This window comes from Modestobacter sp. VKM Ac-2986, assembly GCF_026967795.1.
Classification (GTDB): Bacteria; Actinomycetota; Actinomycetes; order Mycobacteriales; family Geodermatophilaceae; genus Modestobacter.
In genome coordinates this window covers 524419-548594 of record NZ_JAPVBH010000002.1, presented here as the reverse complement: position 1 = coordinate 548594, position 24176 = coordinate 524419, and the positions used below count along the sequence as shown (strand labels likewise).

Below are 24176 nucleotides of genomic sequence, written 5' to 3'. Positions count from 1 at the left end.
TGGTGTCGTGTCTGCTGCCGACCTGCCGTTGATCGGGGCCGCTGCGGCCCGCGCCCGCGAGGCCGCCCGGGTGCTGCGCACGCTGCCCACCGAGACCAAGGACGCCGCCCTCACCGCGATGGCCCAGGCGCTGGGCGAGCGGGCCGAGGAGGTGCTGGCCGCCAACGCCGCCGACGTCGAGGCGGCCGCCGCCGAGGGCACCGCGGAGTCCGTGCTCGACCGGCTCCGGCTGGACCCGGCGCGGTTGGCCGGCGTCGCCGACGCGCTGCGCCACCTGGTCTCGCTGCCCGACCCGGTCGGGGACGTCGTCCGCGGTTCGACGCTGGCCAACGGGCTGCAGCTGCGGCAGGTCCGGGTCCCGCTCGGGGTCGTCGGCATCGTCTACGAGGCCCGGCCCAACGTCACCGTCGACGCCGCGGGCCTGTGCCTGAAGAGCGGCAACGCGGCGCTGCTGCGCGGGTCGGCGTCTGCGCACCGCACCAACACCGCGCTGGTCGCCGTCCTCAGCGAGGCGGCCGAGAAGGCCGGGCTGCCGGCCGGGTGCATCGCGCTGCTGCCCGCCGACCGGGCCTCGGTGGGTGAGCTGCTGCACGCCCGCGGGCTGGTCGACGTGGTGATCCCGCGCGGTGGCGCGTCGCTGATCGCCCGGGTGGTCGCCGAGGCCACCGTCCCGGTGATCGAGACCGGGGTGGGCAACTGCCACGTCTACGTCGACGCCTCCGCCGACGCCGCGATGGCCGAGGCGATCGTGCTCAACGCCAAGACCTCGCGGGTGAGCGTGTGCAACTCCGCGGAGACGCTGCTGGTGCACCGCGACGCGCCGTTCCTGCCGCGGCTGCTGTCCGCGCTCGCCGACGCCGGGGTCACCCTGCACGGCGACGAGGCGGCCCGGGCCGCGCACGGCGCCGTCGTCCCGGCCACCGACGAGGACTGGGCCACCGAGTACCTGTCGCTGGACATGGCGGTCCGGGTCGTCGACGACCTGCCGCAGGCGCTGAACCACATCGCCCGGTGGGGGAGCGGCCACTCGGAGGCGATCGTGGCCGACTCGGCCCGGGCGATCGCCGACTTCACCGCCGGTGTCGACGCCGCCGCCGTGCTGGTCAACGCCTCGACCCGGTTCACCGACGGCGGTGAGTTCGGCTTCGGGGCGGAGATCGGCATCTCCACGCAGAAGCTGCACGCCCGCGGGCCGCTGGGCCTGCCCGAGCTGACCTCCACCACCTACGTCGTCACCGGCAGCGGCCACGTCCGCTGACCGGTCCGGGCTGCCCGGGACGCCGTCTGCGGCAGTTGGTCGCCCGCACAGCCGTAACCGAGACGGTTCCGTACCGTTGACCAGTACGGGACGGCGGCCGCCGTCCTGCGGAGCGCTCTCCGGGCGCTGCCGTGGGAGGCCGCCGGCGACCGGCTGCACGGGGGGGCCGGTCGGCGGACGGGGTCGGCGACGACCACCGTCCGCCCTCCCCGGCACGCCGGTGGCGTCCGGAGCCGGTGGTCGGACGACCGGCCCCGGCGGGACCGGGCTAGTCTCGATCGGTGGCAGCACGTCGACTCGGGGTGATGGGCGGGACGTTCGACCCCGTCCACCACGGCCACCTGGTGGCCGCCAGTGAGGTCGCCGGGCTGTTCGGGCTCGACGAGGTCGTGTTCGTCCCGACCGGCCAGCCGTGGCAGAAGACCGAGCGCGGGGTCAGCCCGGCCGAGGACCGCTACCTGATGACGGTCATCGCGACCGCGTCCAACCCGCGGTTCTCCGTGAGCCGGGTGGACCTGGACCGCGAGGGCCCGACCTACACCATCGACACCCTCGCCGACCTGCGCCGGCTGCACCCGGACACGGAGCTGTTCTTCATCACCGGTGCCGACGCGCTGGCCCAGATCGTGGGCTGGCACGAGACCGACAAGCTGTTCGGCCTGGCGCACTTCGTCGGGGTGACCCGGCCCGGCTACCAGCTCGCCGACGCCGACCTGCCCCAGGGCGCGGTCAGCCTGGTGGAGGTGCCGGCGCTGGCGATCAGCTCCACCGACTGCCGTGACCGCGTCCAGCGCGGGATGCCCGTCTGGTACCTGGTGCCCGACGGTGTGGTGCAGTACATCGAGAAGCGCGGGCTCTACCGCGCGGACACGACGTCCACCGGCGCGGTGCTCCCCGGGACCGAGCTCCGGCTCGCGGGTCCGCCCCCCACGGGTGGGAGGGCCGGCGAGCCGGCCCGGCCCACCCTGCCCGACGACCCAGCCCCCGGGGACGACACGTCCCCCGACCCGCAGGAGAACCCCCGATGACCGCCTCAGCCGAGGCACGTGAGACCGCGCTCATCGCAGCGCAGGCCGCCGCCGACAAGCTCGCCACCGACGTGTCCATCGTCGACGTCAGCGACCGGCTGGCCATCACCGACGCGTTCGTCCTGACGTCGGCGCCCAACGAGCGGCAGGTGCAGGCGATCGTCGACGCGGTCGAGGAACGGCTGCGCGAGCACGACATCAAGCCGGTGCGCCGTGAGGGCATGGCCGAGGGACGCTGGGTGCTGCTCGACTTCGTCGACGTCGTGGTGCACGTCCAGCACGCCGAGGAGCGCGCCTACTACTCCCTCGAGCGGCTGTGGAAGGACTGTCCGGTGATCCCCTTCACCGACAGCGCCCTCCGGGCCGGCGACGCGGCCACCCCCGCTGCGCCGGCCTCCGCCCCGGCGGCCGACGAGGACCCGGTGGACGACGACGAGCTCACCGACGCGGGACTGGACGAGACCGACCGGTGACCGCAGGTCCGGCCGCCCCGCCGGCGCCCCGCCTGCTCGTGTGGCGGCACGGGCGCACCGCCTGGAACGCCGGCGGGCGGTTCCAGGGCCAGCTCGACCCGCCCCTGGACGACGAGGGGCGGGCGCAGGCCGCGCGCACCGCACCGCACCTGGCCGCGCTGCTGCGCGGTGAGGACGCCGTGGTCGTCTCCAGTGACCTGCACCGGGCCCGGGACACCGCCGGGGCCCTGGCGCCGCTGCTGGGTGTCGAGGTGCGGGTCGACGGGCGGCTGCGCGAGCACGGCCTGGGCACCTGGGAGGGGCTGACCCGGGACGAGGTGGCCGAGCGCCACCCCGGGCAGTACGCCGACTGGATCGCCGGGCGCCCGGTGCCCGGACGCGGGGGAGAGGCGCAGGCCGACGTGGCCGCGCGGGCCCTGGCCGCCGTCGCCGACCTGCCGCCGGCGGACGTGGCGGTGCTGGTGACCCACGGCGGCACGGCCGGCCGGCTGATCGAGGCGCTGCTGGGCCTGGGCCCGGTGCACCGGCGGGTCTTCGGTCCGCTGGGCAACTGCCACTGGAGCGAGCTGTCCTTCCAGCCCTCGGGCTGGCGGCTGATGCGGCACAACCTGGCTGCGCCCAGCGGCGCCGACCACCGCGCCCGTGCCAGCGGCGACCGGGGGCCCTTCCCGGGGCCGTCGGCCTCCGACGTGCCGGACGCAGCCGTGCCCGACGCGGCGGAGCCCCCGGCCGACACCGCGGCGACCGACGCCGACGCCGCCGGCTGAGCAGGATCCCGACACCCCTGCGTCGCCTCGCGGCTAGCCTCGCGCCATGTCCGTCGCCGTGGTCACCGACTCGACGGCCTACCTCCCCGCCGACCTCGCCGTCCGCTACGGGATCGAGGTCGTGCCGTTGTACGTCGTGCTGGCCGGGCGGTCGGGACGTGAGGGCAGCGACGTCAGCTCGGCCGAGGTGGCCCGTTCCCTGGCCGCCCGCGGAGGCCACGTCACGACCTCCCGGCCCACCCCCGGTGACTTCGTGGCGGTGTACCGGCGGCTGCTGGACGGTGGCGCGGACCGGCTCGTGTCGGTGCACCTGTCCGGGGAGCTCTCCGGCACCTGGGACGCGGCGCGGGTCGCCGCCTCGCAGGTGGGAGAGCACCTGGTGACCGTGCTGGACTCCCGCTCGGCGGCGATGGGCAGCGGGTTCGCGGTGCTCGCCGCCGCCCGCGCCGCCGAGGCGGGTGCCCCGGCCGAGGAGGTCGCCGCCGCCGCCCGGGACACCGCCGCCGCGACCCGGACCTTCTTCGTCGTCGACACCCTCGAGCACCTGCGCCGCGGTGGCCGGATCGGGTCGGCGGCGGCCCTGCTCGGCAGTGCGCTGGCGATGAAGCCGGTGCTGCACGTGACCGACGGGCAGGTGGTGGCCCTGGAGAAGGTGCGCACCTCGGCCCGGGCGCTCAACCGGCTGGTCCAGCGGGCCGCCGAGGTGGCCGGTGACCGCCCGGTCGCGGTCGCGGTGCACCACCTGGCTGCGCCGGAGCGCGCACAGCGGCTGACCGACCAGCTCACGGCCCAGCTGCCGGCGGTGACCGAGCTGTTCGTCAGCGAGCTGGGTGCCGCGGTCGGTGCGCACGTGGGCCCGGGTGCGGTGGGCGTCGTCATCGCGCCGGTCCCGGGCGCGGCGCAGGGCTGAGCGGTCGGTGGGCGCGCCGCCCACCGTGCCGGTGTCACCGCCCCTGCGGGCGCCGCCGTCCACAGCGCAGGTGCCCGTCCACAACCTCGGCCGGCCGCCGTCCGGGCCGCCTGCTGGCTCCTACCGTCCCTCCGGTGCGCCCCTCCGCCCGTCGCAGCGACGACTCCGACGTCATCCGCGCCCGGCTGCGGGCGCTGCTCGCCGAGGGGCAGGCACGCGGTGGCTGGACACCGGAGGAGGAGCCCGAGCCCGACGAGTGGGAGGACGACGAGCCGGCACCGCCGGTGCGCCGGCCGGTCGAGCCCGCGGAGCCACCGCTGCCCGCCGGGCTCGGGCGGCACCGCGCCCCGGGGGCCACGGCCCGCCTGGACCCGGGACGGCCGGGCTCGTGGGCGCTGTGGGCGGTGGCCGTGGTCGCCGCGGCGGCGCTGGTCGGCTGGACCTGGCTGGGGCGCCCGGCGGTCGAACCGGTGCCGGTCGCGGTGACCGCGGCGGCCCCGTCGAGCGCCCCGTCGTCCACGGCGGCGCTCCCGGCCCCGCCCCCGGACGGCACGGTGGTGGTGTCGGTGGTGGGGCTCGTCGTCTCCCCGGGACTGGTGACGCTGCCGGCCGGTGCCCGCGTCGCCGACGCGCTGGCCGCCGCCGGCGGCCTGCTGCCGGAGGCCGACCCGGCGTCGGTCAACGCCGCCGCCCTGCTCGCCGACGGCCAGCAGGTCGCCGTCGGCGTGCCCGGCGCGGCCGGTGCGCCGCTCGCCGGTGCACCGCCGGCCGGTGCCGCCGGCACCGGTGACGGCGGGCTGCTGGACCTCAACACCGCCACCACCGCCGACCTCGACGCGCTGCCGGGCATCGGACCGGTCCTGGCGCAGCGGATCGTCGACCACCGCGCCGAGCACGGTCCCTTCGCCTCGATCGAGCAGCTGGACGACGTCAGCGGCATCGGCCCGGCCGTCTTCGCCGAGCTGGCCGAGCGGGTGCGGGTCTGACGTGCTCCCGGCCCGGGTGCCGCTGCGGCGGGTGCGCACCGAGCAGCGCTGGACGTGGGTGGACCTGCGGCTGGTGCCGGCCGCCGGCACGGTGTGGCTGCTGACCCTCGCCGCGCCGCGCCTCCCGGTGGAGCTGCTGCTGGCGACGGCGGTCGCCGCCGCACTCGGCGGCGGGGTCGCGCTGGTCCGTACCCGGGGCAGGACGGCGGGCGGTGCGGGGGCGTTGGTGCTGGTGGTGTGCCTCGCGGCGGTCACCCTCGCCGGTGCCGCCGCGGCGGTCCGGGGACACGAACGGGAGGTGTCGCCGCTGGCCGGGCTCGCCGACCGGGGGGCCGTGGTCCCGGTGGTGCTGGAGCTCGACGACGACCCGCGGCTGCTGACGGGCGGCGGTCTGCCCCGGGTGCTGGTGCGCGGCACCCTCGGTGAGGTCGACGGGCAGCGGCTGGGTGGCGACCCGGTGCTGCTGTTCGGGCCGGCGGAGGAGTGGGCCGGGCTGCTGCCCGGACAGACGGTCCGGCTGCGAGCCGCAGTCCGCCCCGCGGAGCCGGGGGACGACGTGTGGGCGGTGCTGTCGGCCCGGTCGCCGCCGGAGCCCGCCGGTGGGCCGGGCAGTGCGCAGGACGTCGCCGGTGCCCTGCGCGGCGGGCTGGCCGACTCTGCGGCGCGGACGTTGCCGCCACGCCCGGCCGGGTTGCTGCCCGGGCTGGTCGTCGGTGACACGACCGCGATGGACCCGGTGCTCACCGCCGAGTTCCGGCGGGCCGGGCTGGCCCACCTCACCGCGGTCTCCGGCGCGAACGTGGCGATCGTCGTGGCGCTGGTGCTGTGGCCGCTGCGTGCCCGCGGTGCCGACCGCAGGGTGCAGGCGGCGGTGGCCGCGCTGGCGATCGTGGGCTTCGTGGTGCTGGCCCGGCCGGGCGCCAGCGTGCTGCGGGCCGCGACGATGGGCGCGGTGGGGGTGCTCGCGCTGGCCTCGGGCCGGTCGCGGGCCGCGGTGCCCGCCCTGGCCGCGACGGTGCTGGTGCTGCTGCTGGTCCAGCCGGCGCTGGCCACCGACGCGGGCTTCGCGCTCTCGGTGGCCGCGACGGCGGGCATCGTGCTGCTGGCACCGGGCTGGTCCCGGTCGCTGCGCCGCCGGGGTGTCCTGCGGCCGGTCGCCGACGCGGTGGCGGTCAGTGCGGCCGCCGGGGTGGTCACCGCTCCGCTCGTGGCGGCGCTGTCCGGCACGGTCAGCCTGGTCTCCCTGCCGGCCAACCTCCTGGCCGCGCCCGCGGTCGCCCCGGCGACGGTGCTCGGGCTGCTGGCCGCGCTGGTCTCACCCCTCTCGCCCGGCGCGGCCGATGCGCTCACCTGGCTGGCCGGCTGGCCGGTGCGGTGGCTGGTGCTGGTGGCCGAGCGGGCCGCGGCCGTGCCCGACGGGGCGACCGGCTGGCCGGCCGGTGCGGGCGGGGCAGCGCTGCTGGCTGTCCTGCTCGCCGTGGCGGCCTGGGGGCTGTGGCGGTGGTCGCGACTGCGGCCGCTGGTCCTGGCGGCGTTGGTCGGCCTGCTGCTGGTCGGCTGGCCGCTGCGCCACGTCACCCGCGGCTGGCCACTCCCGGACACCGTGGTGGTCGCCTGCGACGTCGGCCAGGGGGACGCGTTCGTGCTGCCGACCGCACCGGGCGAGGCGGTGCTGGTCGACGCCGGACCCGACGTCGTTCTGGTCGACGGCTGCCTGGACCGGCTGGGGGTGCACCGGCTGCCGCTGGTCGTGCTCTCGCACCTGGACGCCGACCACGTGGGCGGGCTGGCCGGCGCGCTGTCCGACCGCGCGGTGGGCGAGGTGGTCACCGGCACGCTCGCCCCGACCGACGAACGGGCGCCGGTGGTGGCGGAGCTGATCGCGGCGGCCGGCGGACGGCAGGCGGTCCTGGTGCCGGGGGACCGACGGACGGTCGGCACCGCGGAGCTGGAGGCGCTGGCCCCCGACCCGGCGCGCGCCGTCCCCGGCGGGGACGCCAACGACCTGAGCCTGGTCGTCCGGGTCACCCAGCGCGGGCTGCGGGTGCTGTTCACCGGCGACCTCAGCGCCGAGGCCGAGGCGCGGGTGCTGGCCGGTGGTGCCGACCTCTCGGCGGACGTGCTCAAGGTGCCGCACCACGGCAGCGCGGACGCCGACCCGGCGTTCCTGTCCGCCAGCGGTGCCGCCGTGGCCCTGATCTCGGTGGGGGCGGACAACACCTACGGCCACCCCGCCGACCGGTTGCTCGACTGGCTGGCCGAGGCGGGCATGCGCACCTACCGCACCGACCGGGACGGGGCCGTGGCCGTCGTGGGCCGGGCGGGCAGTTGGGGCGTGGCGGTGCGCGGCCCGGACGCCGTCCTGCGCGCCACGGCGTCGGCGCCGACCGCCGTGGTCGGGGCAGCAGCGAGGTCCCGGTCCGGTCGGTACCGCGTGGCAGCATGGGGTCGTGGCAGCAGCACCCCCGGCACCGACGTCCCGCCTGCGCGTCGTGGCCGGCGAGGAGGAGCTCCTGCGCGCCCGCGCGGTCAGCGCCGTGCGCGTCGCGGTGCGCGAGGCCCACCCCGACAGCGAGGAGCACGAGCTCGCCGCCGCCGGGCTGGCGATCGGGCAGCTGACCGACGCCCTGGCGCCCTCGCTGTTCGGTGGGCACCGGCTCGTCGTCGTCACCGGCGTGCACGAGGCCGCGGCGGCGCTGGCGGAGAACCTGATCAGCTACACGAAGGACCCCGACCCGGAGCTGACCCTGGTCCTGGTCCACCACGGCGGCAAGCGGAACGAGGCGCTGGTCAAGGCGTTCAAGGCCGCCGGTGCCGCCATCGACGAGTGCCCGAAGATCAGCTCGGCGGGGGAGCGGATCGCCTTCGTGCGCAACGAGGTGCGGCACGCCGGCGGCCGGATCACCCCGGACGCCGTCACCGCCCTGCTGGACGCCGTGGGCAACGACCTCCGGGGGCTGTCGGCCGCCGCGAGCCAGCTGGTGTCGGACTTCGGCGGCTCCATCGACGCCGACGCGGTCGCCCGCTTCCACCGCGGGCAGGCCGAGGTCACCGGGTTCACCGTCGCCGAGCGGGTGCTGGTGGGCGACACAGCCGGCTCGGTCGAGATGCTGCGCTGGGCGCTCGACCGCGGGGTCGCCCACGTGCTGATCGCCGACGCGCTGGCCGACGGTGTCCGCACCGCGGCCCGGGTCGCCTCGCTGAACACCACGAACATCGGCGAGCTGGCCCGCCAGCTCAAGCTCCCGCCGTGGAAGGTGAAGAAGGCCCAGTCCCAGGCCCGCGGCTGGACCATCGACGCGCTGCAGCAGGCCATCGGCGTGGCCGCCACGCTCAACGCCGACGTCAAGGGCGCCGCGGCCAGCGCCGACTACGCCCTGGAGAAGGCGATCCGGCAGCTGGTGGAGATCCGGTCGGCCGGCGCCGCCGGCCGCGGTGAGCGGGCCCGCTCCTTCCGCTGAGCGACCGGTCAGGTCCGGCCGACGGTCCGGCGTCGCACCCCGGAACGGCGACGAGCCCCTCTCCCGGTGGGGAGAGGGGCTCGTCGGCGAGGCGACCGGCGTGCGGTCGCGCTCGGGAGGTCAGAGGCTGGCGACCTTCTTGGCCAGCGCCGACTTGCGGTTCGCAGCCTGGTTCTTGTGGATGATGCCCTTGCTGGCGGCCTTGTCCAGCGCCTTGCTGGCGATCTGGAGCGCGGTGAGGGCAGCGTCCTTGTCGCCGGCGTCGGCGGCGGTGCGGAAACGACGCACCTGGGTCTTCAGCGAGGACTTGACCGCGACGTTGCGCTTGCGCGCGATCTCGTTGGTCTTGATCCGCTTGATCTGGGACTTGATGTTCGCCACGCGTGAGCCTCGAATGTCTCTGGGAGTCTGGGTCAGTGCTCGTGCTGAGTCGCACGTCCGCGGCGCAACGAGAGCGCACTGCGGACCGGCCTCACAAGATACCAGCCCTCGGCCTGCGGCCCAACAGCCGTGGGCCGAGAGGCCGCCGGCCCACCGCGGACGACGGCGACGTGGCGGGCGATCGCTGGACGGCAGCCGAGTCCATGGGACGATGGGCGCACTGTGACGACTCCTGCCAGCACCGATCCCGCCCGGATCCGGAACTTCTGCATCATCGCCCACATCGACCACGGCAAGTCGACGTTGGCCGACCGGATGCTCGAGGTGACCGGCATCGTCGAGGGGCGCCAGATGCGCGCCCAGTACCTCGACCGGATGGACATCGAGCGCGAACGCGGCATCACCATCAAGTCGCAGAACGTGCGGCTGCCCTGGACGGTCGGGGACCAGGAGTTCGTCCTGGACATGATCGACACCCCCGGGCACGTCGACTTCACCTACGAGGTGTCCCGGTCGCTGGCCGCCTGCGAGGGCGCAGTCCTCCTGGTCGACGCCGCGCAGGGCATCGAGGCGCAGACGCTGGCGAACCTCTACCTGGCGCTCGAGAACAACCTGACGATCATCCCGGTGCTCAACAAGATCGACCTGCCGGCGGCCCAGCCGGAGAAGTTCGCCGCGGAGATCGCCAACATCATCGGCTGCGAGCCCGGCGACGTCCTGCGGGTCAGCGGCAAGACCGGTGTCGGCGTGCCCGAGCTGCTGGACGAGATCGTGGCCAAGATCCCGGCTCCGGTCGGCGACGCCGACGGGCCGGCGCGGGCGATGATCTTCGACTCGGTCTACGACATCTACCGCGGCGTCATCACCTACGTCCGGGTCATGGACGGCCGGATCTCCGGCCGCGACCGGATCAAGATGATGTCCACCGGCGCCAACCACGAGCTGCTGGAGATCGGCGTCATCTCCCCGGAGCCCAAGCCGGTCGAGGGGCTCGGGGTCGGCGAGGTCGGCTACTTCATCACCGGGGTGAAGGACGTCCGCCAGTCCCGCGTCGGTGACACCGTCACGCTGCAGCACAAGCCGGCCGCTGAGCCGATCGGCGGCTACAGCGACCCCAAGCCGATGGTCTACTCCGGCCTGTACCCGATCGACGGCAGCGAGTACCAGCTGCTGCGCGAGGCGCTGGACAAGCTGCTGCTCAACGACGCCGCGCTGGTCTACGAGCCCGAGACCTCCGCCGCACTGGGCTTCGGCTTCCGGGTGGGCTTCCTCGGCCTGCTGCACCTGGAGATCGTCCGCGAGCGGCTGGAGCGCGAGGCCGGGCTGAGCCTGATCTCGACCGCGCCCAACGTCGTCTACCGGGTGGTGATGGAGGACAAGAGCGAGGTCGTCGTCACCAACCCCAGCGACTGGCCGCACGGGAAGATGGAGGCCGTCTACGAGCCGGTCGTCAACGCCACGATCATCGCCCCCAGCGACTACACCGGCGCGATCATGGAGCTCTGCCAGGGCCGCCGCGGCGCGCTGACCGGCATGGACTACCTGTCCGAGACCCGCGTCGAGCTGCGCTACACGCTGCCCCTCGGCGAGATCATCTTCGACTTCTTCGACGCGCTGAAGTCCCGCACCCGCGGCTACGCGAGCCTGGACTACCAGGAGGCCGGCGAGCAGGTGTCCGACCTGGTGAAGGTGGACATCCTGCTGCAGGGCGAGGCCGTCGACGCGTTCTCCGCGATCGTGCACAAGGACAAGGCCTACAGCTACGGCGTGCTCATGGCCGGCAAGCTCCGCGAGCTGATCCCGCGCCAGCAGTTCGAGGTGCCGATCCAGGCCGCCGTCGGCGCCCGGGTCATCGCCCGCGAGACCGTCCGCGCGATCCGCAAGGACGTGCTGGCCAAGTGCTACGGCGGTGACATCACCCGCAAGCGCAAGCTGCTGGAGAAGCAGAAGGAGGGCAAGAAGCGGATGAAGATGGTCGGCCGCGTCGAGGTCCCCCAGGAGGCCTTCGTGGCCGCGCTCTCCACCAACGAGTCCACGGCCAGCAAGAAGTGAGCGAGCTCGCGAGCTCACTCAGGAGCGGAGCACCCTCGGGCACGTGCCCGGCGAGCGCCAGCGAGCTGGGCGCGTGACCGGGCGGCTGGAGGCGGTCTGCGTCTCGGGGAGCGACCTCCTGCCGCTGCCGGACAAGCGCCCGAACCGCTCCGGCATCGACAAGAAGCCGGTCGCCGGCCGGGTCGCCGTCCACCCGCTGGGCCTGGACGGCGACGTGCAGGTCAACAAGAAGCACCACGGTGGCGAGGGTCAGGCGGTCTACGCCTACGCCCAGGCCGACGCCGACTTCTGGTCCGCCGAGCTCGGGCGCGAGCTGCCGCCCGGCCGGTTCGGGGAGAACCTGCGCACGTCCGGGGTCGACCTGGACGCGGCCGTGTTCGGCGAGCGCTGGCAGGTCGGGACGGCGCTGCTCGAGGTCACCGCCTGGCGCACCCCGTGCGCCAACTTCGCCCGCTTCTGGGACGTGCCGGACCTGGTCAAGCGGTTCGCCGCCCACGGGGCGACCGGCGTCTACCTCCGGGTGCTGGAGACCGGTGAGCTCGGTGCCGGCGACGCCGTCGAGGTGGTCTCCCGCCCCGACCACGGCATCACCGTGGCCACCGGCTTCCGGATCGTGATGACCCAGCGGGCGCGGCTGCCCGAGCTGGAGCCGGCGCTGCCGTTCATGCCGCTCAAGGACCAGCCGGTGCTCGCCGCCAAGATCGAGCGGCAGCGCGCCCGGGCCTGACAGGTCTCAGTGCACCTCGTAGTGGGTGACGGTGCGCTCGCGGTCGACGAGGTACCGGTCGTCCTCGGGGTAGAAGACGGCTGCGTCCACGTCGTCCCCGGCGAAGGCCCGGACGTCGTCCAGTGACGCCCACAGGCTCACCGTGACCACCTCGGCCCGGCCGTCGCCCAGGTCGCGGGTGAGCAGGTGTGCCGCCATGTTGCCCGGCGTCCGCCGGTACTGCGCCATCCCCGTCTCCTCGACGTAGGCGGCGTAGGCCGCCCGGTCCTCGCTGCGGACCCACCCCCGCCAGGTGCGTGCGATCACCGGGACCACCCTCTTCAGCCGACGAACACGATCTTCCCGTTGGTGCGCCCCTCGAGCATCCGCGCAAACCCCTCGCGGGCCTCACGCAGCGGCAGCTCGACGTCGATCTGCGGGCGCACCCCGGTGACCTCGAGCATCCGCATCAGCTGGGCCAGTTCCTCCCGGGTGCCCATCGTGGACCCCACCACCGACAGCTGGGTGAAGAACACCCGGTTCAGCTCCGCGCTCGGGTCGAACCCGGTGGTCGCCCCGCAGGTGACGACGACGCCGCCGGGCTTGAGTGACCGGATGCTGTGCGCCCAGGTGGCCTTCCCGACGCTCTCCATCACGCCGTCCACGCGCTCGGGCAGCCGAGCGCCGGGCTCGAACGCCTGCTCAGCACCCAGGGCGAGCGCCGCCGTCCGCTTCTCCTCGCTGCGCCCGGTCACCCACATCCGGTAGCCCGCGGCCGTGCCCAGCTGGACCAGTGCGGTGGCCACGCCACCGCTGGCGCCCTGCACCAGCACCGTCTGACCCGGCCGCAGCCCCGAGCGGACGAACAGCATCCGGTACGCGGTCAGCCAGGCCGTGGGCAGGCAGGCGGCCTCGGCGAACGACAGCGCCGTCGGCTTCGGGACGACGTTGCGCGCCGGGACGGCGACCCGTTCGGCAAGCGTGCCCTGGTACCGCTCGGACAGCAGCGACCGCTTGGGGTCCAGTGTCTCGTCACCGGTCCACCCGGGGCTGGACACCACCGCATGGACGACGACCTCGTTCCCGTCGGCGTCGGTGCCCGCGGCGTCGCAGCCCAGGGTCATCGGCATCCGCTCGGCGGGCAGCCCGACGCCGCGCAGGCTGAACAGGTCGTGGTGGTTGAGCGCAGCCGCCTTCACCGTGACCGTCGTCCAGCCCTCGGGCGCCTCCGGCTCGGGCCGCTCACCCACCTCCAGCACCGAGAGCGGGTCGTCGGGTGAGGGCGCGGAGACGAAGGCGGCCAGCATGCCGGGAACCTACCCCCGCCCCGGGAGGGTGGAAGTGGCCACTTTCGCCCCCGGGGGTCATCGGACGACGACGGCGAACTCCTGCTGGGCGACGAACTCGCCGATCACCGGGGCACCGGGGACCTCGCCGCCGAGCAGCAGGCCGCCGGAGGTCTGGGCGTCGGCGAGCAGCAGCGCCTCGTCGTCGGACACGTGCGACAGGTCGGTGTGCGGGCGCACCCAGTCCAGGTTGCGCCGGGTGCCGCCGGAGACCCAGCCGTCGGCCACGGCCTGCCGGGCGCCGGCCAGGTACGGGACGGCGGCGGCGTCGACCACCGCGGTCACCCCGCTGGCACGGGCCATCTTGTAGAGGTGGCCGAGCAGGCCGAAGCCGGTGACGTCGGTGCCCGCGCGGATCCCGGCGGCCACCGCGGCGACCGAGGCCTCGGCGTTGAGCGCGCCCATCGACGCGATCGCCTCGGGCGAGGGCTCGCCGGTGTTCTTCATCCGGTTGTTGAGCACCCCGACGCCCAGCGGCTTGGTCAGCGACAGCGCCGTGCCGGCCACCGCCGCGTCGTTGCGGATCAGCTTGTCCAGGTCGACCAGCCCGGTGACGGCCATGCCGTAGGTGGGCTCGGGGGAGTCGATGGAGTGCCCGCCGCCGACGTGGCAGCCCGCCTCGTGGGCGACCTCCAGGCCGCCGCGCAGCACCTCGGCGATGAGCTCGACGGGCAGCACGTCGCGCGGCCAGCCGAGCAGGTTCACCGCCACGACCGGGGTGCCGCCCATGGCGTAGACGTCGGACATCGCGTTGGCCGCTGCGATCCGGCCGAAGGCGTAGGCGTCGTCGACGACCGGGGTGAAGAAGTCGGTGGTGAGCACCAGCCCCTGCCCGCCGGCCAGCCGCACCACCGCGGCGTCGTCCCCGTCGTCCAGGCCGACGACCAGCTCGGCGGAGGGGTCGCGCGGGCCGGTGTGGGTGAGGCCGGCGACGACCGCCTCCAGCTCGCCGGGCGGGATCTTGCAGGCGCACCCGCCACCGTGGGCGAACTGGGTCAGGCGGACAGCGGTCGCGGTCATGCCCCGAATCTACGACCGGCGTGCACGCCCCGGTCCGCGCGCCCCAGTAGGCTCGGCGGTGGAGGCGTCAGGGTGTCTGGTGGCCCCCGCGGCCTCTAAAGCCGACGTGATCGAGCATCTCGGTCAGGCGGGTTCGATTCCCGTCCGCCTCCGCCAGCTGCGTCCGCACGCGGGACCGGTCCCCACCGGTCCCGCGCTGCCGCGCCGGTCGCGGCCGTCCGCTGTGGCAGGCTCCCCCGGAGCGGCGCACGGGCGCCGACCGGTACTTCCCGGTCGGTGCCGCGTCGCAGCGCCGACGGACCGGGAGGACCTTGCTGGTGGCCGCCACCCTGCACGACGTGGCCCGGCTCGCGGGCGTGTCCTTCAAGACCGTCTCCAACGTCGTCAACGACTACCCGCACGTCCGACCCAGCACCCGCCAGCGCGTGCTGGACGCCATCGCGCAGCTGGGCTACCAACCCAACCTCTCCGCGCGCAGCCTGCGGTCGGGCCGCAACGGGGCGATCAGCCTCGCCGTGCCCGAGCTGCGGCTGCCGTACTTCGCCGAACTCGCCGACGAGGTGATCCGGGCCGCCGAGCGCCGGGGCCTGGTGGTGCTGATCGAGCAGACCAACCGGGACCGCCAGCGGGAGGTCGACCTGCTCACCAGCGCTCGGCTGCGGATGGTCGACGGCCTGCTCTTCAGCCCGCTGGGCATGACGGCCGAGGACGTCGGGCTGCTGGAGATCGACCTGCCCATGGTGCTGCTCGGGGAGCGGCTGTTCCACCCCACCGTCGACCACGTGATGATCCAGAACGTCGAGACGGCGCGGGCGGCGACCCGGTACCTCCTGGAGCGCGGGCGCCGCCGGATCGCGGTGGTGGGCGTGCACCCGGGGGAGGTCATCGGGTCGGCCGGGCTGCGTCTGCGGGGGTACCGGGAGGCGCTGGAGGAGGCGGGCATCGCCGTCGACGAGCGGTTGTTCGGGCCGGCCGAGCTCTGGTACCGCCACCAGGGCGCGGAGGCCGCCCAGCAGCTGATGCAGTCCGGCGTCGAGTTCGACGCGGTGTTCGCGCTGAACGACACGCTCGCCCTGGGGGCGATGCACGCGCTGATCACCGCAGGGCGCAAGGTGCCCGAGGACGTCGCGGTCGTCGGCTTCGACAACACCGACGACGGCCAGTACTCCCAGCCGGCGTTGACCACCATCGACCCCGGACGCCGGGAGATCGCCGAGTCCGCGGTGGCCGCGCTGGTCCGCCGGATCGCCGACCGGGACCTCCCGGTACAACACGTGCCGGTGGGCTGGTCGCTGGTGGAGCGCGCCTCCAGCTGAGCCGGGAGCTGCCGTCCGGGGGAGTCGCGGGCAGCCACCGCGACGTCGGCCGAGGACTCGGTAACGACACGGTCACCCCTCCTTGACATGACCCCGGGCGTTCAGCACGATGCCGTTCACAACGTTGTAAATCGTGTCCTGCACCACAGGGTCCGGCTCTCCCGCGAGGTTGGTCGGCTCCGCCCAGGCACCGGCTCCAGCCGGTCGCAGGACCTGCTCCACCCCCAGACGACGACGTCGTGGGGTGCGACTCCGAGAGGGAGCACCGTGAAGAACAGAGTCCTCGCCGCCGTCATCGGCGCCGGCACCGTCGTGGCCTCGCTCTCCGCCTGCGGTGGCGGTGAGGAGGAAGCGGGCGCCGCTGTCGACCCCGGCAGCTGCAGCGTCCCCATCACCAAGACCGAGGCCGCCATCGTCTCCGTGTGGGCCTGGTACCCCAACGCCGCGACGGTCGTGGAGAACTTCAACGAGGGTCACGACGACGTCCAGGTCTGCCTGACCAACGCCGGTCAGGGCGCCGACGAGTACGCCCGCTTCCAGACCGCGGTCTCCGCGGGCACCGGTGCCCCCGACGTGATCATGCTCGAGACCGACACCGTGCCGGTGTTCGCCCTGCAGGAGGCACTGGTCGACCTGACCGAGTACGGCGCCGCCGACGTCCAGGGGAACTTCGGTGAGGGTGCCTGGAAGGACGTCTCCAGCGGCGACGCCGTCTACGGCATCCCGGTCGACGGCGGGCCGATGGCGATGATGTACCGCACCGACGTCTTCGAGCAGTACGGCATCACCCCGCCCACCACGTGGGACGAGTACCGGGCGGCCGGCGAGAAGCTCAAGGCCGAGGGCGGCCCGCTCATGGGCGACCTCCCGGCCAACGTGCCGGCCCCGACGGTCGCGCTCATGCAGCAGAACGGTGCCGAGCCGTGGGTCTACGACTCGGCCAACCCCACCGAGCTGTCGATCGACCTCAACGGGCCGGAGAGCAAGGAGGTGCTCGACTACTGGGCGGGCCTCGTGGAGGACGGCATCGTGGGCACCCAGGACCAGTTCACGACCGACTACATCGCCGGTGCGATCGCCGGTGACTACGCCACCTACATCTCCGCCGCCTGGGCTCCCGGCTACCTGACCGGCGCCGGCGCCGGCGAGGGTGCCGACGCCGGCAACTGGGCCGTCGCGCCGCTGCCCCAGTGGGACACCGCGAACCCGGTGTCGGTCAACTGGGGCGGGTCGGTCTGGTCGGTGACCAGCCAGTCCCAGCAGAAGGAGAACGCGGCCCTGGTGGCCAAGGAGCTCTACGCGGACGAGGCCTCGCTGACCGACGGCTGGGAGAGCCAGACGATCTTCCCGCTGAACCAGTCGATCCTGACCTCCCAGGAGTTCATCGACAACGAGACCGAGTTCTTCTCCGGGCAGACCGCGAACAAGGACGTCTACATCCCCGCGGCCGAGGCGTACGAGGGCTCCACGTACAGCCCCTTCGGCACGACCTTCTACGCCCAGTTCACCGAGGAGATCGCCGCGATCAACAACGGCGAGAAGAGCGGCTCCCAGGCGCTGGACGACCTGCAGGCCGAGATGGAGACCTACGCGACCCAGCAGGGCTTCACGCTGAAGTGACCTGATCCACCCACCGTGACGTCGGGTCCCGGGAGAGCCGCCCTCTCCCGGGACCCGCACCCCCTCCACCGCACGAGAGCGAGTCGGAATGGCAACGCTGCACACGGCACCGCGGCCGGATGCACCCACCGCGGGCCCGCCGGCCGGCCAGCGACGACGGAAGCAGGGCCGGGGTCGTTCCCAGGGCCTGATCGGCTGGGCGTTCCTGGCGCCCTTCGCCGTGGTCTTCCTCGTCTTCCTGATCGCGCCGCTGCTCTACGCCTTCTACCTGAGCCTCTACACCAAGGGGCTGGCCACCGGTGAGCGTTTCGCCGGACTGGAGAACTACAGCCGCGCGTTCTCCGACCCGTCGTTCCTCAACGGTGTCTGGTTCGTCGTCCGCTTCTCCTTCATCGTCATCCCGGCGCAGATGATCGTGGCGCTGGCCGCGGCCCTGGTGCTGGACTCGGTCACCAGCCGGTTCTCGCGTTTCGCCCGGCTCATGATCTTCATCCCGTACGCCATCCCGGCCGTGATCGGCGCGGTGATCTGGGGCTTCCTCTACAGCCCGAGCTTCGGGCCGCTGGAGCAGCTCTTCGGGGACGACGCGCCCTTCCTGCTCAGCCCGGACAACCTGTTCTACGGGTTCACCAACGTCGTGACCTGGCAGTGGGCCGGCTACTTCATGATCATCCTGTACGCGGCGCTGCAGGGCATCGACCCGTCGGTCTACGAGGCAGCGAAGATCGACGGAGCCGGGTCCTGGCAGATCGCCACCCGGATCAAGATCCCGATGATCAGCTCGGCGCTGATCCTGGTCCTGGTGTTCTCCCTGATCGGGACCCTGCAGTTCTTCGCCGAACCCCAGGTGCTGACCCCGATCTCGAACGGGGCGATCGGCACCGACATCACGCCGAACGTCTACGCGTTCAACCTGGCCTTCCGGTTCGCCCAGTTCAACTACGCCTCGGCGATCTCCTTCGCCCTGGGGATCGTCGTCTTCATCGGCGTCTACATCTTCCTGTTCGCGACCCGCAAGCGTGGGGGGTTCCTCCAGTGAGCGTCCTGACCAAGCCCCTCGACACCCCGCCCGCCGGGGCCGCCGCCAGCAGCAAGCGGGGCAAGCGCCCCAAGCGCAAGCTCGGCTCGCACGTGTTCCTCGCGTTCCTGGTCCTGTACTTCGTCATGCCGCTGTGGTTCCTCATCGTGTCCAGCACCAAGAACGGCAGCGGCCTGTTCAGCTCGCCCAACGGCGCGCTCTGGTTCGGCGACGGGTTCCACCTGTTCGACAACCTGTCGACGCTGTTCACCTACAACGACGGCATCTACCTGCGGTGGCTGCGCAACTCGCTGCTCTACGCGCTCGGCGGCGGCATCGGGGCCACCGTGCTCGCGGTGCTGGCCGGCTACGCCTTCGCCAAGTTCGACTTCCCGGGTCGGCGGCTGGCGTTCTCCCTGCTGCTCGGGGCGGTGATGGTGCCGATGACCGCGCTGGTCATCCCCACCTTCATCATGCTGTCCGGGGTCGGCATGACCAACACGATCTGGGCGGTCATCCTGCCCTCGATGCTCAGCCCGTTCGGGGTCTACCTGATGCGGGTCTACGCCGCCGACGCCGTGCCCGACGAGCTCCTGGACGCGGCCCGGATGGATGGCGCCGGTGAGTTCCGGTTGTTCTTCCAGGTCGCGCTGCCGCTCATGCGACCGGCCGTGGTCACCGTGCTGCTGCTGTCGGTGGTGGGCACCTGGAACAACTACTTCCTGCCGCTGGCGGTGCTCTCGGACTCCCGGCTCTTCCCGGTGACCGTCGGCATCAACCTCTGGCAGGGACTGGCCGGGGCCAACAACGGCGGCGGGGTCTCGCTGTACACCCTGATCATCGTCGGCTCGCTGGTGTCGATCGTGCCCCTGATCGCGGCCTTCCTCGGCCTCCAGCGCTACTGGCAGGGCGGCCTGTCCCTCGGCAGCCTGAAGTGACCGCCGGGCCCCGCACCGCGGGGCCTGCCCGGCCCAGCCCGCGCTGAGCCGCCCGTCTCCGTGCTCCGCCGCGACGTCGTGACCGACGCCGTGCCGCGGTGCCGACCCGGTGCCCCCACCGGGTCGGCACCCGCTCCACCTGACCCTCGCCGCCCCCACGGCCGGCCCCCTGTGTCCTCACCGAGGAGTTCCCCATGTCCGCAGCACACCTGACCCTCAACCCGCACTTCGTCGTGGGTGACGTCCACCGACGGGTCTTCGGCTCCTTCGTCGAGCACCTGGGCCGGTGCGTCTACGACGGCATCTACGAGCCCGGCCACCCCGCCGCCGACGAGGAGGGGTTCCGCACCGACGTCCTGGACCTCGTCCGCGAGCTGGGCGTGTCGACCATCCGCTACCCCGGCGGCAACTTCGTCTCCGGCTACCGCTGGGAGGACGGCGTCGGCCCGCGGGAGGACCGCCCCCGCCGGCTCGACCTGGCCTGGCACTCCACCGAGACCAACGAGGTGGGCCTGCACGAGTTCGCTCGCTGGAACGACAAGGCCGGCAGTGAGCTCATGCTCGCGGTCAACCTCGGCACCCGCGGGGTGCAGGAGGCAATCGACCTCCTGGAGTACACCAACATCCGCTCCGGCACGGCGCTGTCGGACCAGCGGGTCGCCGACGGCACGCTCGAGCCCTTCCGGGTGTCGATGTGGTGCCTGGGCAACGAGATGGACGGCCCCTGGCAGCTGGGCCACCGCAGCGCCGAGGACTACGGCAAGATCGCCAGCCAGACCGCGAAGGCGATGCGGCAGCTGGACCCCTCGGTCGAGCTGGTCGTGTGCGGCAGCTCGAACTCCCAGATGCCCACGTTCGGCGCCTGGGAGCGCACGGTCCTCGAGCACACCTACGAGGACGTCGACTTCATCTCCTGCCACGCCTACTACGCGGAGAAGGACGGCGACCTGGCCGGCTTCCTGGCCTCGGCCGTGGACATGGACCGGTTCATCGAGTCCGTCGTGGCCACCGCCGACCACGTGAAGGCAGTGCTGCGCAGCGACAAGACGATCAACGTCTCCTTCGACGAGTGGAACGTCTGGTACCAGGAGCGCTTCCACACCGAGGACCAGATCACCGACATCGAGCAGTGGCCCTACGCGCCCCGGCTGCTCGAGGACCAGTACTCCGTGGCCGACGCCGTCGTGGTGGGCAGCCTGCTGATCTCGCTGCTCAAGCACGCCGACCGGGTCACCTCGGCGAGCCTGGCCCAGCTGGTCAACGTGATCGCCCCGATCATGACCGAGCCCGGCGGGCCGGCGTGGAAGCAGACGTCCTTCTTCCCCTTCGCCCTCACCTCCCGGCTGGCCCGGGGGCAGGTGCTGCGCCCGGAGCTGACCTGTGGCACCTACCGCACCGAGGCCCACGGCGAGGTCCCGCTGGTCGACGCGGTGGCCACCCACGACCCGGACACCGGCGCGACCGCGGTGTTCCTGGTCAACCGGTCCGTGGACGAGACGGTGACGGTGACGGTGGACCTCGGGTCGCTCGGCGTGGTCGGCCTGCAGGAGGCGCACACCCTCAACGACGAGGACCCCTACGCCGCCAACACCCTCACCGAGCCGACCCGCGTCGCGCCGGTCGACAACAAGAGCGCCGTCGTGGAGGACGGCACGCTGACCGTCGAGCTGCCGCCCGTCTCCTGGACGGCGCTGTCGCTCGGCTGACGAGCCAGGTGCACCCCGGCGGTCCAGTCGCCCCCGCCCGCTGTCGGGACGTGGCCGGCCGCCGGGGCGCACCTGTTCCACCGCACCTGCCGGAGCGGGCCCGGCGGCCGGTCGCGGTGGGCACCTACGCTCGGCGGCGATGACTCCCGATCCCCGCCGGCAGGTGCCGCGCACCGACGCCGTCCTGGCCGACCCGCAGGTCGCGGCCCGTGCCTCCAGGCTCGGCCGCGAGCTGGTGCGGTCGGCGGTCCAGGTCGCCCAGCAGCGGGTGCGCGCCGGTGAGCTGGCCCCCGACGACGTCGTCCCGGCCGTGCTCGCCGCGCTGCCCGGCACCGCGTCGAGCCTGTCGCCGGTGCTCAACGCCACCGGGGTGCTGGTGCACACCAACCTCGGTCGCGCCCCGTGGTCGACCGCCGCCGTCGAGGCGGTGGTCGCGGCCAGCGGCACCACCGACGTCGAGCTGGACCTGGGCACCGGCCGCCGGGGGCCCCGCGGGGAGGGTGCGCTCGGCGCGCTGCTGGAGGCGGTCCCGGCCGCCGAGGCCGCGCTGGTGGTCAACAACTGCGCCGCCGCCCTCGCCTTGGTCGCCACCGCGCTGGGCGGGGAGCTGGTCATCGCCCGCGGCGAGCTGGTCGAGATCGGCGACGGTTTCCGGATCCCGGACCTGCTGGTGTCCACCGGCGCCCGGCTGCGCGAGGTGGGCACCACCAACCGCGCCTCGGTCGCCGACTACACCGCAGCCCTGGGCCCGGACACCGGCGCGGTGCTCAAGGTGCACCCGTCGAACTTCGTCGTCCGCGGCTTCACCCGGTCGGTCGAGGTCGCCGAGCTCGCCCCGGCGCTGGCCGGCACCGGCGTCCCGTTGGTCGCCGACGTCGGCAGCGGGCTGCTGCGCCCGCACCCGCTGCTGCCCGACGAGCCCGACCTGCAGACGACGCTGGCCGCCGGCGCGGACCTGGTGATGTGCAGCGGCGACAAACTGCTCGGCGGGCCGCAGGCCGGCATCGTGCTGGGCCGGGCGGACCTGGTGCAGCGGCTGCGCCGGCACCCGCTCTACCGGGCGCTGCGGGTGGACAAGACCACCCTCGCCGCCCTGGAGGCCACGCTGCGCGGCCCGGTGCCGCCGGTGCGGCAGATGCTGGACGCCGACCCCGCGCAGCTGCACGCCCGGGCCACCGCGGTCGCCGCCGCGCTGCGGGCCGGCGGGGTCGAGGCGGACGCGGTCGAGGCGACCGCGCGGGTCGGCGGGGGAGGGGCACCGGAGTTCCCGCTGCCCAGCGCCGCCGTCGCCCTCGACGTCCGCTTCGCCGAGCCGCTGCGCGCGGCCACCCCGCCGGTGGTCGGGTACGTCGAGGGCGGCCGCACGCTGCTGGACGTGCGCAGCCTGCAGCCCGCCCAGGACGCCGAGCTCACCCGCGTGGTGCTGGAGGTGGCGCGCAGGTGGACGTGATCGCCACCGCCGGCCACGTCGACCACGGCAAGTCGACGCTGGTGCGCGCGCTCACCGGCATGGAGCCCGACCGGTGGGAGGAGGAGCGCCGCCGCGGCCTCACCATCGACCTCGGGTTCGCCTGGACGACGCTGCCCTCGGGCCGCCGGCTCGCGGTGGTCGACGTCCCCGGGCACGAGCGGTTCGTGGGCAACATGCTCGCCGGCGTCGGCTCGGTGCCGGCTGCCCTGGTCGTGGTCGCCGCCGACGACGGCTGGTCGGCGCAGACCGCCGAGCACGTCGCGGTGCTCGACGCCCTCGGGGTGCGGCACGGGCTGCTCGCGGTCACCAAGTCCGACCTCGCCGACGCCGCACCCGTGCTCGCCGACGCGCAGGAGCGGCTGGCCGGCACCTCGCTCGGCCGGCTGCCCGCGGTCGCCGTCAGCGCCCGCACCGGCGCCGGCCTGCCCGAGTTGTCGGCGATGCTGGAGCAGGTGCTCGATGGCCTGCCCGCGCCCGACCCGGTGGCGCCCGTGCGGCTGTGGGTCGACCGCGCCTTCACCATCAAGGGCGCCGGCACGGTGGTCACCGGGACGCTGGCTGCCGGCACCGTGGCGGCCGGTGACCGGCTGGACCTGGGCGGTGAGGTGGTCACCGTGCGCGGCCTGCAGTCCCTCGGTGAGCCGGTCGAGTCGGCCGGCGCGACCGCCCGGGTGGCGCTGAACCTGCGGGGCATCGCCGTCGAGCAGCTGTCCCGGGGGGCCGCGCTGCTCACCCCGGACGCCTTCCGGCGCACCACCGACCTCGACGTCTCCCTGGTGTCCCCGGTGGAGGACAGGCTGCCGGCCGAGCTGGTCGTGCACATCGGCTCGGCGACGGTGGCGGCCCGGGTGCGTCCGCTGGACGGCAGCGCGCTGCGGCTGCGGCTGACCGAGCCGTTGCCGCTGCGGGTCGGGGACCGGCTGCTGTTGCGCGACCCCGGCGCCCGCCGCGTGTTCGGCGCCGACGTGCGGGACGTCGACCCGCCCGAGCTGCGCCGCCGCGGTGCCGCCGCCAGCCGCGCGGCCGAGCTGGCCGAGCAGCCGACCGGTGAGGCCGGGGCCCTGGCCGACCTGGCCCGGCGGCGGTTCGTGCGCCGGGCCGACTTCGTGGCGATGGGCTGGCCGGTGCCCGCCGGCGTCCCGGCCGTGGGCCCGTGGTTGGTCGCGCCCGCGCTGGCAGACGAGCTGGCCGCCCGGGTGCCCCAGGTGGTCGCCCGCTACCGGCAGCTGCGCCCGCTGGAGCCCGGCCCGCCGCTGGCCGTGCTGCGCTCGGCGCTGGAGCTGCCCGACGTCGAGCTGGTCCCGGCCTTCGTGCGCCCGCCGCTGTCGCTGCGCGACGGCCGGGTGGTGGCCGAGTCGGCAGGGCTGCCACCGCAGGTGCAGCGCGCCGTCGACGGCATCCGCGCCCGGCTGGCCCAGGAGCCGTTCGCCGCACCCGAGGCCGGTGACCTGGTGGCCGCCGGGCTGGGTGCCAAGGAGCTCGCGGCCGCGGTGCGCGACGAGCAGCTGGTGCGGATCGGCGAGGGCATCTACCTGGCGCCCGGCGTCGCGGAGGTGGCCCGCGCCCGGCTGGCCACGCTGGCGCAGCCGTTCACGCTGAGCCAGGCCCGGCAGGCGTGGGGGACCAGCCGCCGGGTCGCCGTCCCGCTGGCCGAGTGGCTCGACGCCCGCGGCGTCACCGTGCGCCAGCCGGACAACACCCGCCGCCTGCGCTGACGCC

The 24176-nt window shown here is 74.2% G+C and carries 20 protein-coding genes, 1 tRNA gene and 1 pseudogene; 18 read left to right on the top strand and 4 right to left on the bottom strand.

Annotation, left to right across the window (positions count from 1 at the left end; all coding sequences use genetic code 11):
* The first annotated feature begins 7 nt into the window (after positions 1–7).
* The 8 genes and pseudogenes from O2W14_RS06875 (at position 8) to holA (ending at position 8883) form a co-directional block, all read left to right on the top strand.
* Entirely contained in the window at positions 8–1258 is a 1251-nt protein-coding gene (locus O2W14_RS06875) for a glutamate-5-semialdehyde dehydrogenase (protein ID WP_269175329.1), read from the top strand.
* Between the two features lie 281 nt (positions 1259–1539).
* Positions 1540–2286 carry a nicotinate-nucleotide adenylyltransferase gene (gene nadD, locus O2W14_RS06870; RefSeq protein WP_269175328.1) on the top strand — a complete coding sequence of 249 codons (747 nt, stop codon included), beginning with the start codon at positions 1540–1542 and terminating at the stop codon, positions 2284–2286.
* Positions 2283–2759 carry a ribosome silencing factor gene (rsfS, locus tag O2W14_RS06865; protein WP_269175327.1) on the top strand — a complete coding sequence of 159 codons (477 nt, stop codon included), beginning with the start codon at positions 2283–2285 and terminating at the stop codon, positions 2757–2759. The genes nadD and rsfS overlap by 4 nt, the downstream gene beginning before the upstream one ends.
* Entirely contained in the window at positions 2756–3526 is a 771-nt protein-coding gene (locus tag O2W14_RS06860; RefSeq protein WP_269175326.1) for a histidine phosphatase family protein, read from the top strand. The genes rsfS and O2W14_RS06860 overlap by 4 nt, the downstream gene beginning before the upstream one ends.
* Before the next feature lie 46 nt (positions 3527–3572).
* Positions 3573–4436: a DegV family protein gene (locus tag O2W14_RS06855; protein ID WP_269175325.1), complete on the top strand. Its 864-nt coding sequence runs from the start codon at positions 3573–3575 to the stop codon at positions 4434–4436.
* Positions 4437–4570: 134 nt separating this feature from the next.
* On the top strand, positions 4571–5422 hold the full coding sequence (locus tag O2W14_RS06850; protein ID WP_269175324.1) for a ComEA family DNA-binding protein: 852 nt from the start codon (positions 4571–4573) through the stop codon (positions 5420–5422).
* A 1-nt stretch (position 5423) separates the two neighbouring features.
* Positions 5424–7562 (top strand): annotated as a pseudogene (locus O2W14_RS06845) (ComEC/Rec2 family competence protein); the annotation flags it as partial.
* Positions 7563–7872: 310 nt separating this feature from the next.
* Complete coding sequence (holA, locus tag O2W14_RS06840) at positions 7873–8883, top strand: DNA polymerase III subunit delta (protein WP_269175323.1); 1011 nt, start codon at positions 7873–7875, stop codon at positions 8881–8883.
* Between the two features lie 120 nt (positions 8884–9003).
* Here holA and rpsT read toward each other — a convergent pair whose 3' ends face one another.
* Complete coding sequence (gene rpsT, locus O2W14_RS06835) at positions 9004–9264, bottom strand: 30S ribosomal protein S20 (protein WP_237493735.1); 261 nt, start codon at positions 9262–9264, stop codon at positions 9004–9006.
* A gap of 222 nt (positions 9265–9486) precedes the next feature.
* On the opposite strand from rpsT, the gene lepA reads away from it, so the two are divergent.
* Together lepA and O2W14_RS06825 are read left to right on the top strand one after the other, a co-directional pair.
* Positions 9487–11316 (top strand): translation elongation factor 4, encoded by a 1830-nt coding sequence (gene lepA, locus O2W14_RS06830; protein WP_269175322.1) that lies wholly within the window; start codon positions 9487–9489, stop codon positions 11314–11316.
* A gap of 73 nt (positions 11317–11389) precedes the next feature.
* Positions 11390–12043: an MOSC domain-containing protein gene (locus O2W14_RS06825; RefSeq protein WP_269175321.1), complete on the top strand. Its 654-nt coding sequence runs from the start codon at positions 11390–11392 to the stop codon at positions 12041–12043.
* Positions 12044–12049: 6 nt separating this feature from the next.
* Here O2W14_RS06825 and O2W14_RS06820 read toward each other — a convergent pair whose 3' ends face one another.
* Genes O2W14_RS06820 through selD form a run of 3 tightly spaced genes read right to left on the bottom strand, consistent with a single transcriptional unit; the run spans position 12050 to position 14388 of the window.
* Positions 12050–12349, bottom strand: coding sequence for a hypothetical protein (locus tag O2W14_RS06820; protein WP_269175320.1), 300 nt, complete (start codon positions 12347–12349; stop codon positions 12050–12052).
* A gap of 14 nt (positions 12350–12363) precedes the next feature.
* Positions 12364–13329, bottom strand: a complete 966-nt coding sequence (locus O2W14_RS06815; RefSeq protein WP_269175319.1) for a zinc-binding dehydrogenase — start codon at positions 13327–13329, stop codon at positions 12364–12366.
* A gap of 57 nt (positions 13330–13386) precedes the next feature.
* Complete coding sequence (selD, locus tag O2W14_RS06810) at positions 13387–14388, bottom strand: selenide, water dikinase SelD (protein ID WP_269175318.1); 1002 nt, start codon at positions 14386–14388, stop codon at positions 13387–13389.
* 60 nt (positions 14389–14448) lie between these two features.
* On the opposite strand from selD, the gene O2W14_RS06805 reads away from it, so the two are divergent.
* From O2W14_RS06805 to selB, 8 genes are all read left to right on the top strand, one after another.
* Positions 14449–14544 (top strand) — tRNA-OTHER (locus O2W14_RS06805).
* A 161-nt stretch (positions 14545–14705) separates the two neighbouring features.
* A complete protein-coding gene (locus tag O2W14_RS06800) occupies positions 14706–15704 on the top strand; it encodes a LacI family DNA-binding transcriptional regulator (protein ID WP_269175317.1) in 999 nt (332 codons plus the stop codon).
* 267 nt (positions 15705–15971) lie between these two features.
* Positions 15972–17324 (top strand): ABC transporter substrate-binding protein, encoded by a 1353-nt coding sequence (locus O2W14_RS06795; protein WP_269175316.1) that lies wholly within the window; start codon positions 15972–15974, stop codon positions 17322–17324.
* A gap of 88 nt (positions 17325–17412) precedes the next feature.
* Positions 17413–18363 (top strand): carbohydrate ABC transporter permease, encoded by a 951-nt coding sequence (locus O2W14_RS06790; protein ID WP_269175315.1) that lies wholly within the window; start codon positions 17413–17415, stop codon positions 18361–18363.
* Positions 18360–19280: a carbohydrate ABC transporter permease gene (locus O2W14_RS06785; protein ID WP_269175314.1), complete on the top strand. Its 921-nt coding sequence runs from the start codon at positions 18360–18362 to the stop codon at positions 19278–19280. Before O2W14_RS06790 ends, O2W14_RS06785 begins: the two co-directional genes overlap by 4 nt.
* A 194-nt stretch (positions 19281–19474) precedes the next feature.
* Positions 19475–20986: an arabinosylfuranosidase ArfA gene (gene arfA, locus O2W14_RS06780; protein WP_269175313.1), complete on the top strand. Its 1512-nt coding sequence runs from the start codon at positions 19475–19477 to the stop codon at positions 20984–20986.
* Between the two features lie 139 nt (positions 20987–21125).
* A complete protein-coding gene (selA, locus tag O2W14_RS06775; RefSeq protein ID WP_269175312.1) occupies positions 21126–22436 on the top strand; it encodes an L-seryl-tRNA(Sec) selenium transferase in 1311 nt (436 codons plus the stop codon).
* Complete coding sequence (gene selB / locus O2W14_RS06770; protein ID WP_269175311.1) at positions 22427–24172, top strand: selenocysteine-specific translation elongation factor; 1746 nt, start codon at positions 22427–22429, stop codon at positions 24170–24172. Before selA ends, selB begins: the two co-directional genes overlap by 10 nt.
* The last annotated feature ends 4 nt before the right edge of the window (positions 24173–24176 follow it).

What these genes read in the sequence shown, in the direction of transcription:
- selD (WP_269175318.1), bottom strand. Translation starts at nt 14,388, where the DNA reads ATGACCGCGACCGCTGTCCGCCTGACCCAGTTCGCCCACGGTGGCGGG.
- arfA (WP_269175313.1), top strand. Translation starts at nt 19,475, where the DNA reads ATGTCCGCAGCACACCTGACCCTCAACCCGCACTTCGTCGTGGGTGAC.
- selA (WP_269175312.1), top strand. Translation starts at nt 21,126, where the DNA reads ATGACTCCCGATCCCCGCCGGCAGGTGCCGCGCACCGACGCCGTCCTG.
- O2W14_RS06790 (WP_269175315.1), top strand. Translation starts at nt 17,413, where the DNA reads ATGGCAACGCTGCACACGGCACCGCGGCCGGATGCACCCACCGCGGGC.
- O2W14_RS06855 (WP_269175325.1), top strand. Translation starts at nt 3,573, where the DNA reads ATGTCCGTCGCCGTGGTCACCGACTCGACGGCCTACCTCCCCGCCGAC.
- O2W14_RS06815 (WP_269175319.1), bottom strand. Translation starts at nt 13,329, where the DNA reads ATGCTGGCCGCCTTCGTCTCCGCGCCCTCACCCGACGACCCGCTCTCG.
- rsfS (WP_269175327.1), top strand. Translation starts at nt 2,283, where the DNA reads ATGACCGCCTCAGCCGAGGCACGTGAGACCGCGCTCATCGCAGCGCAG.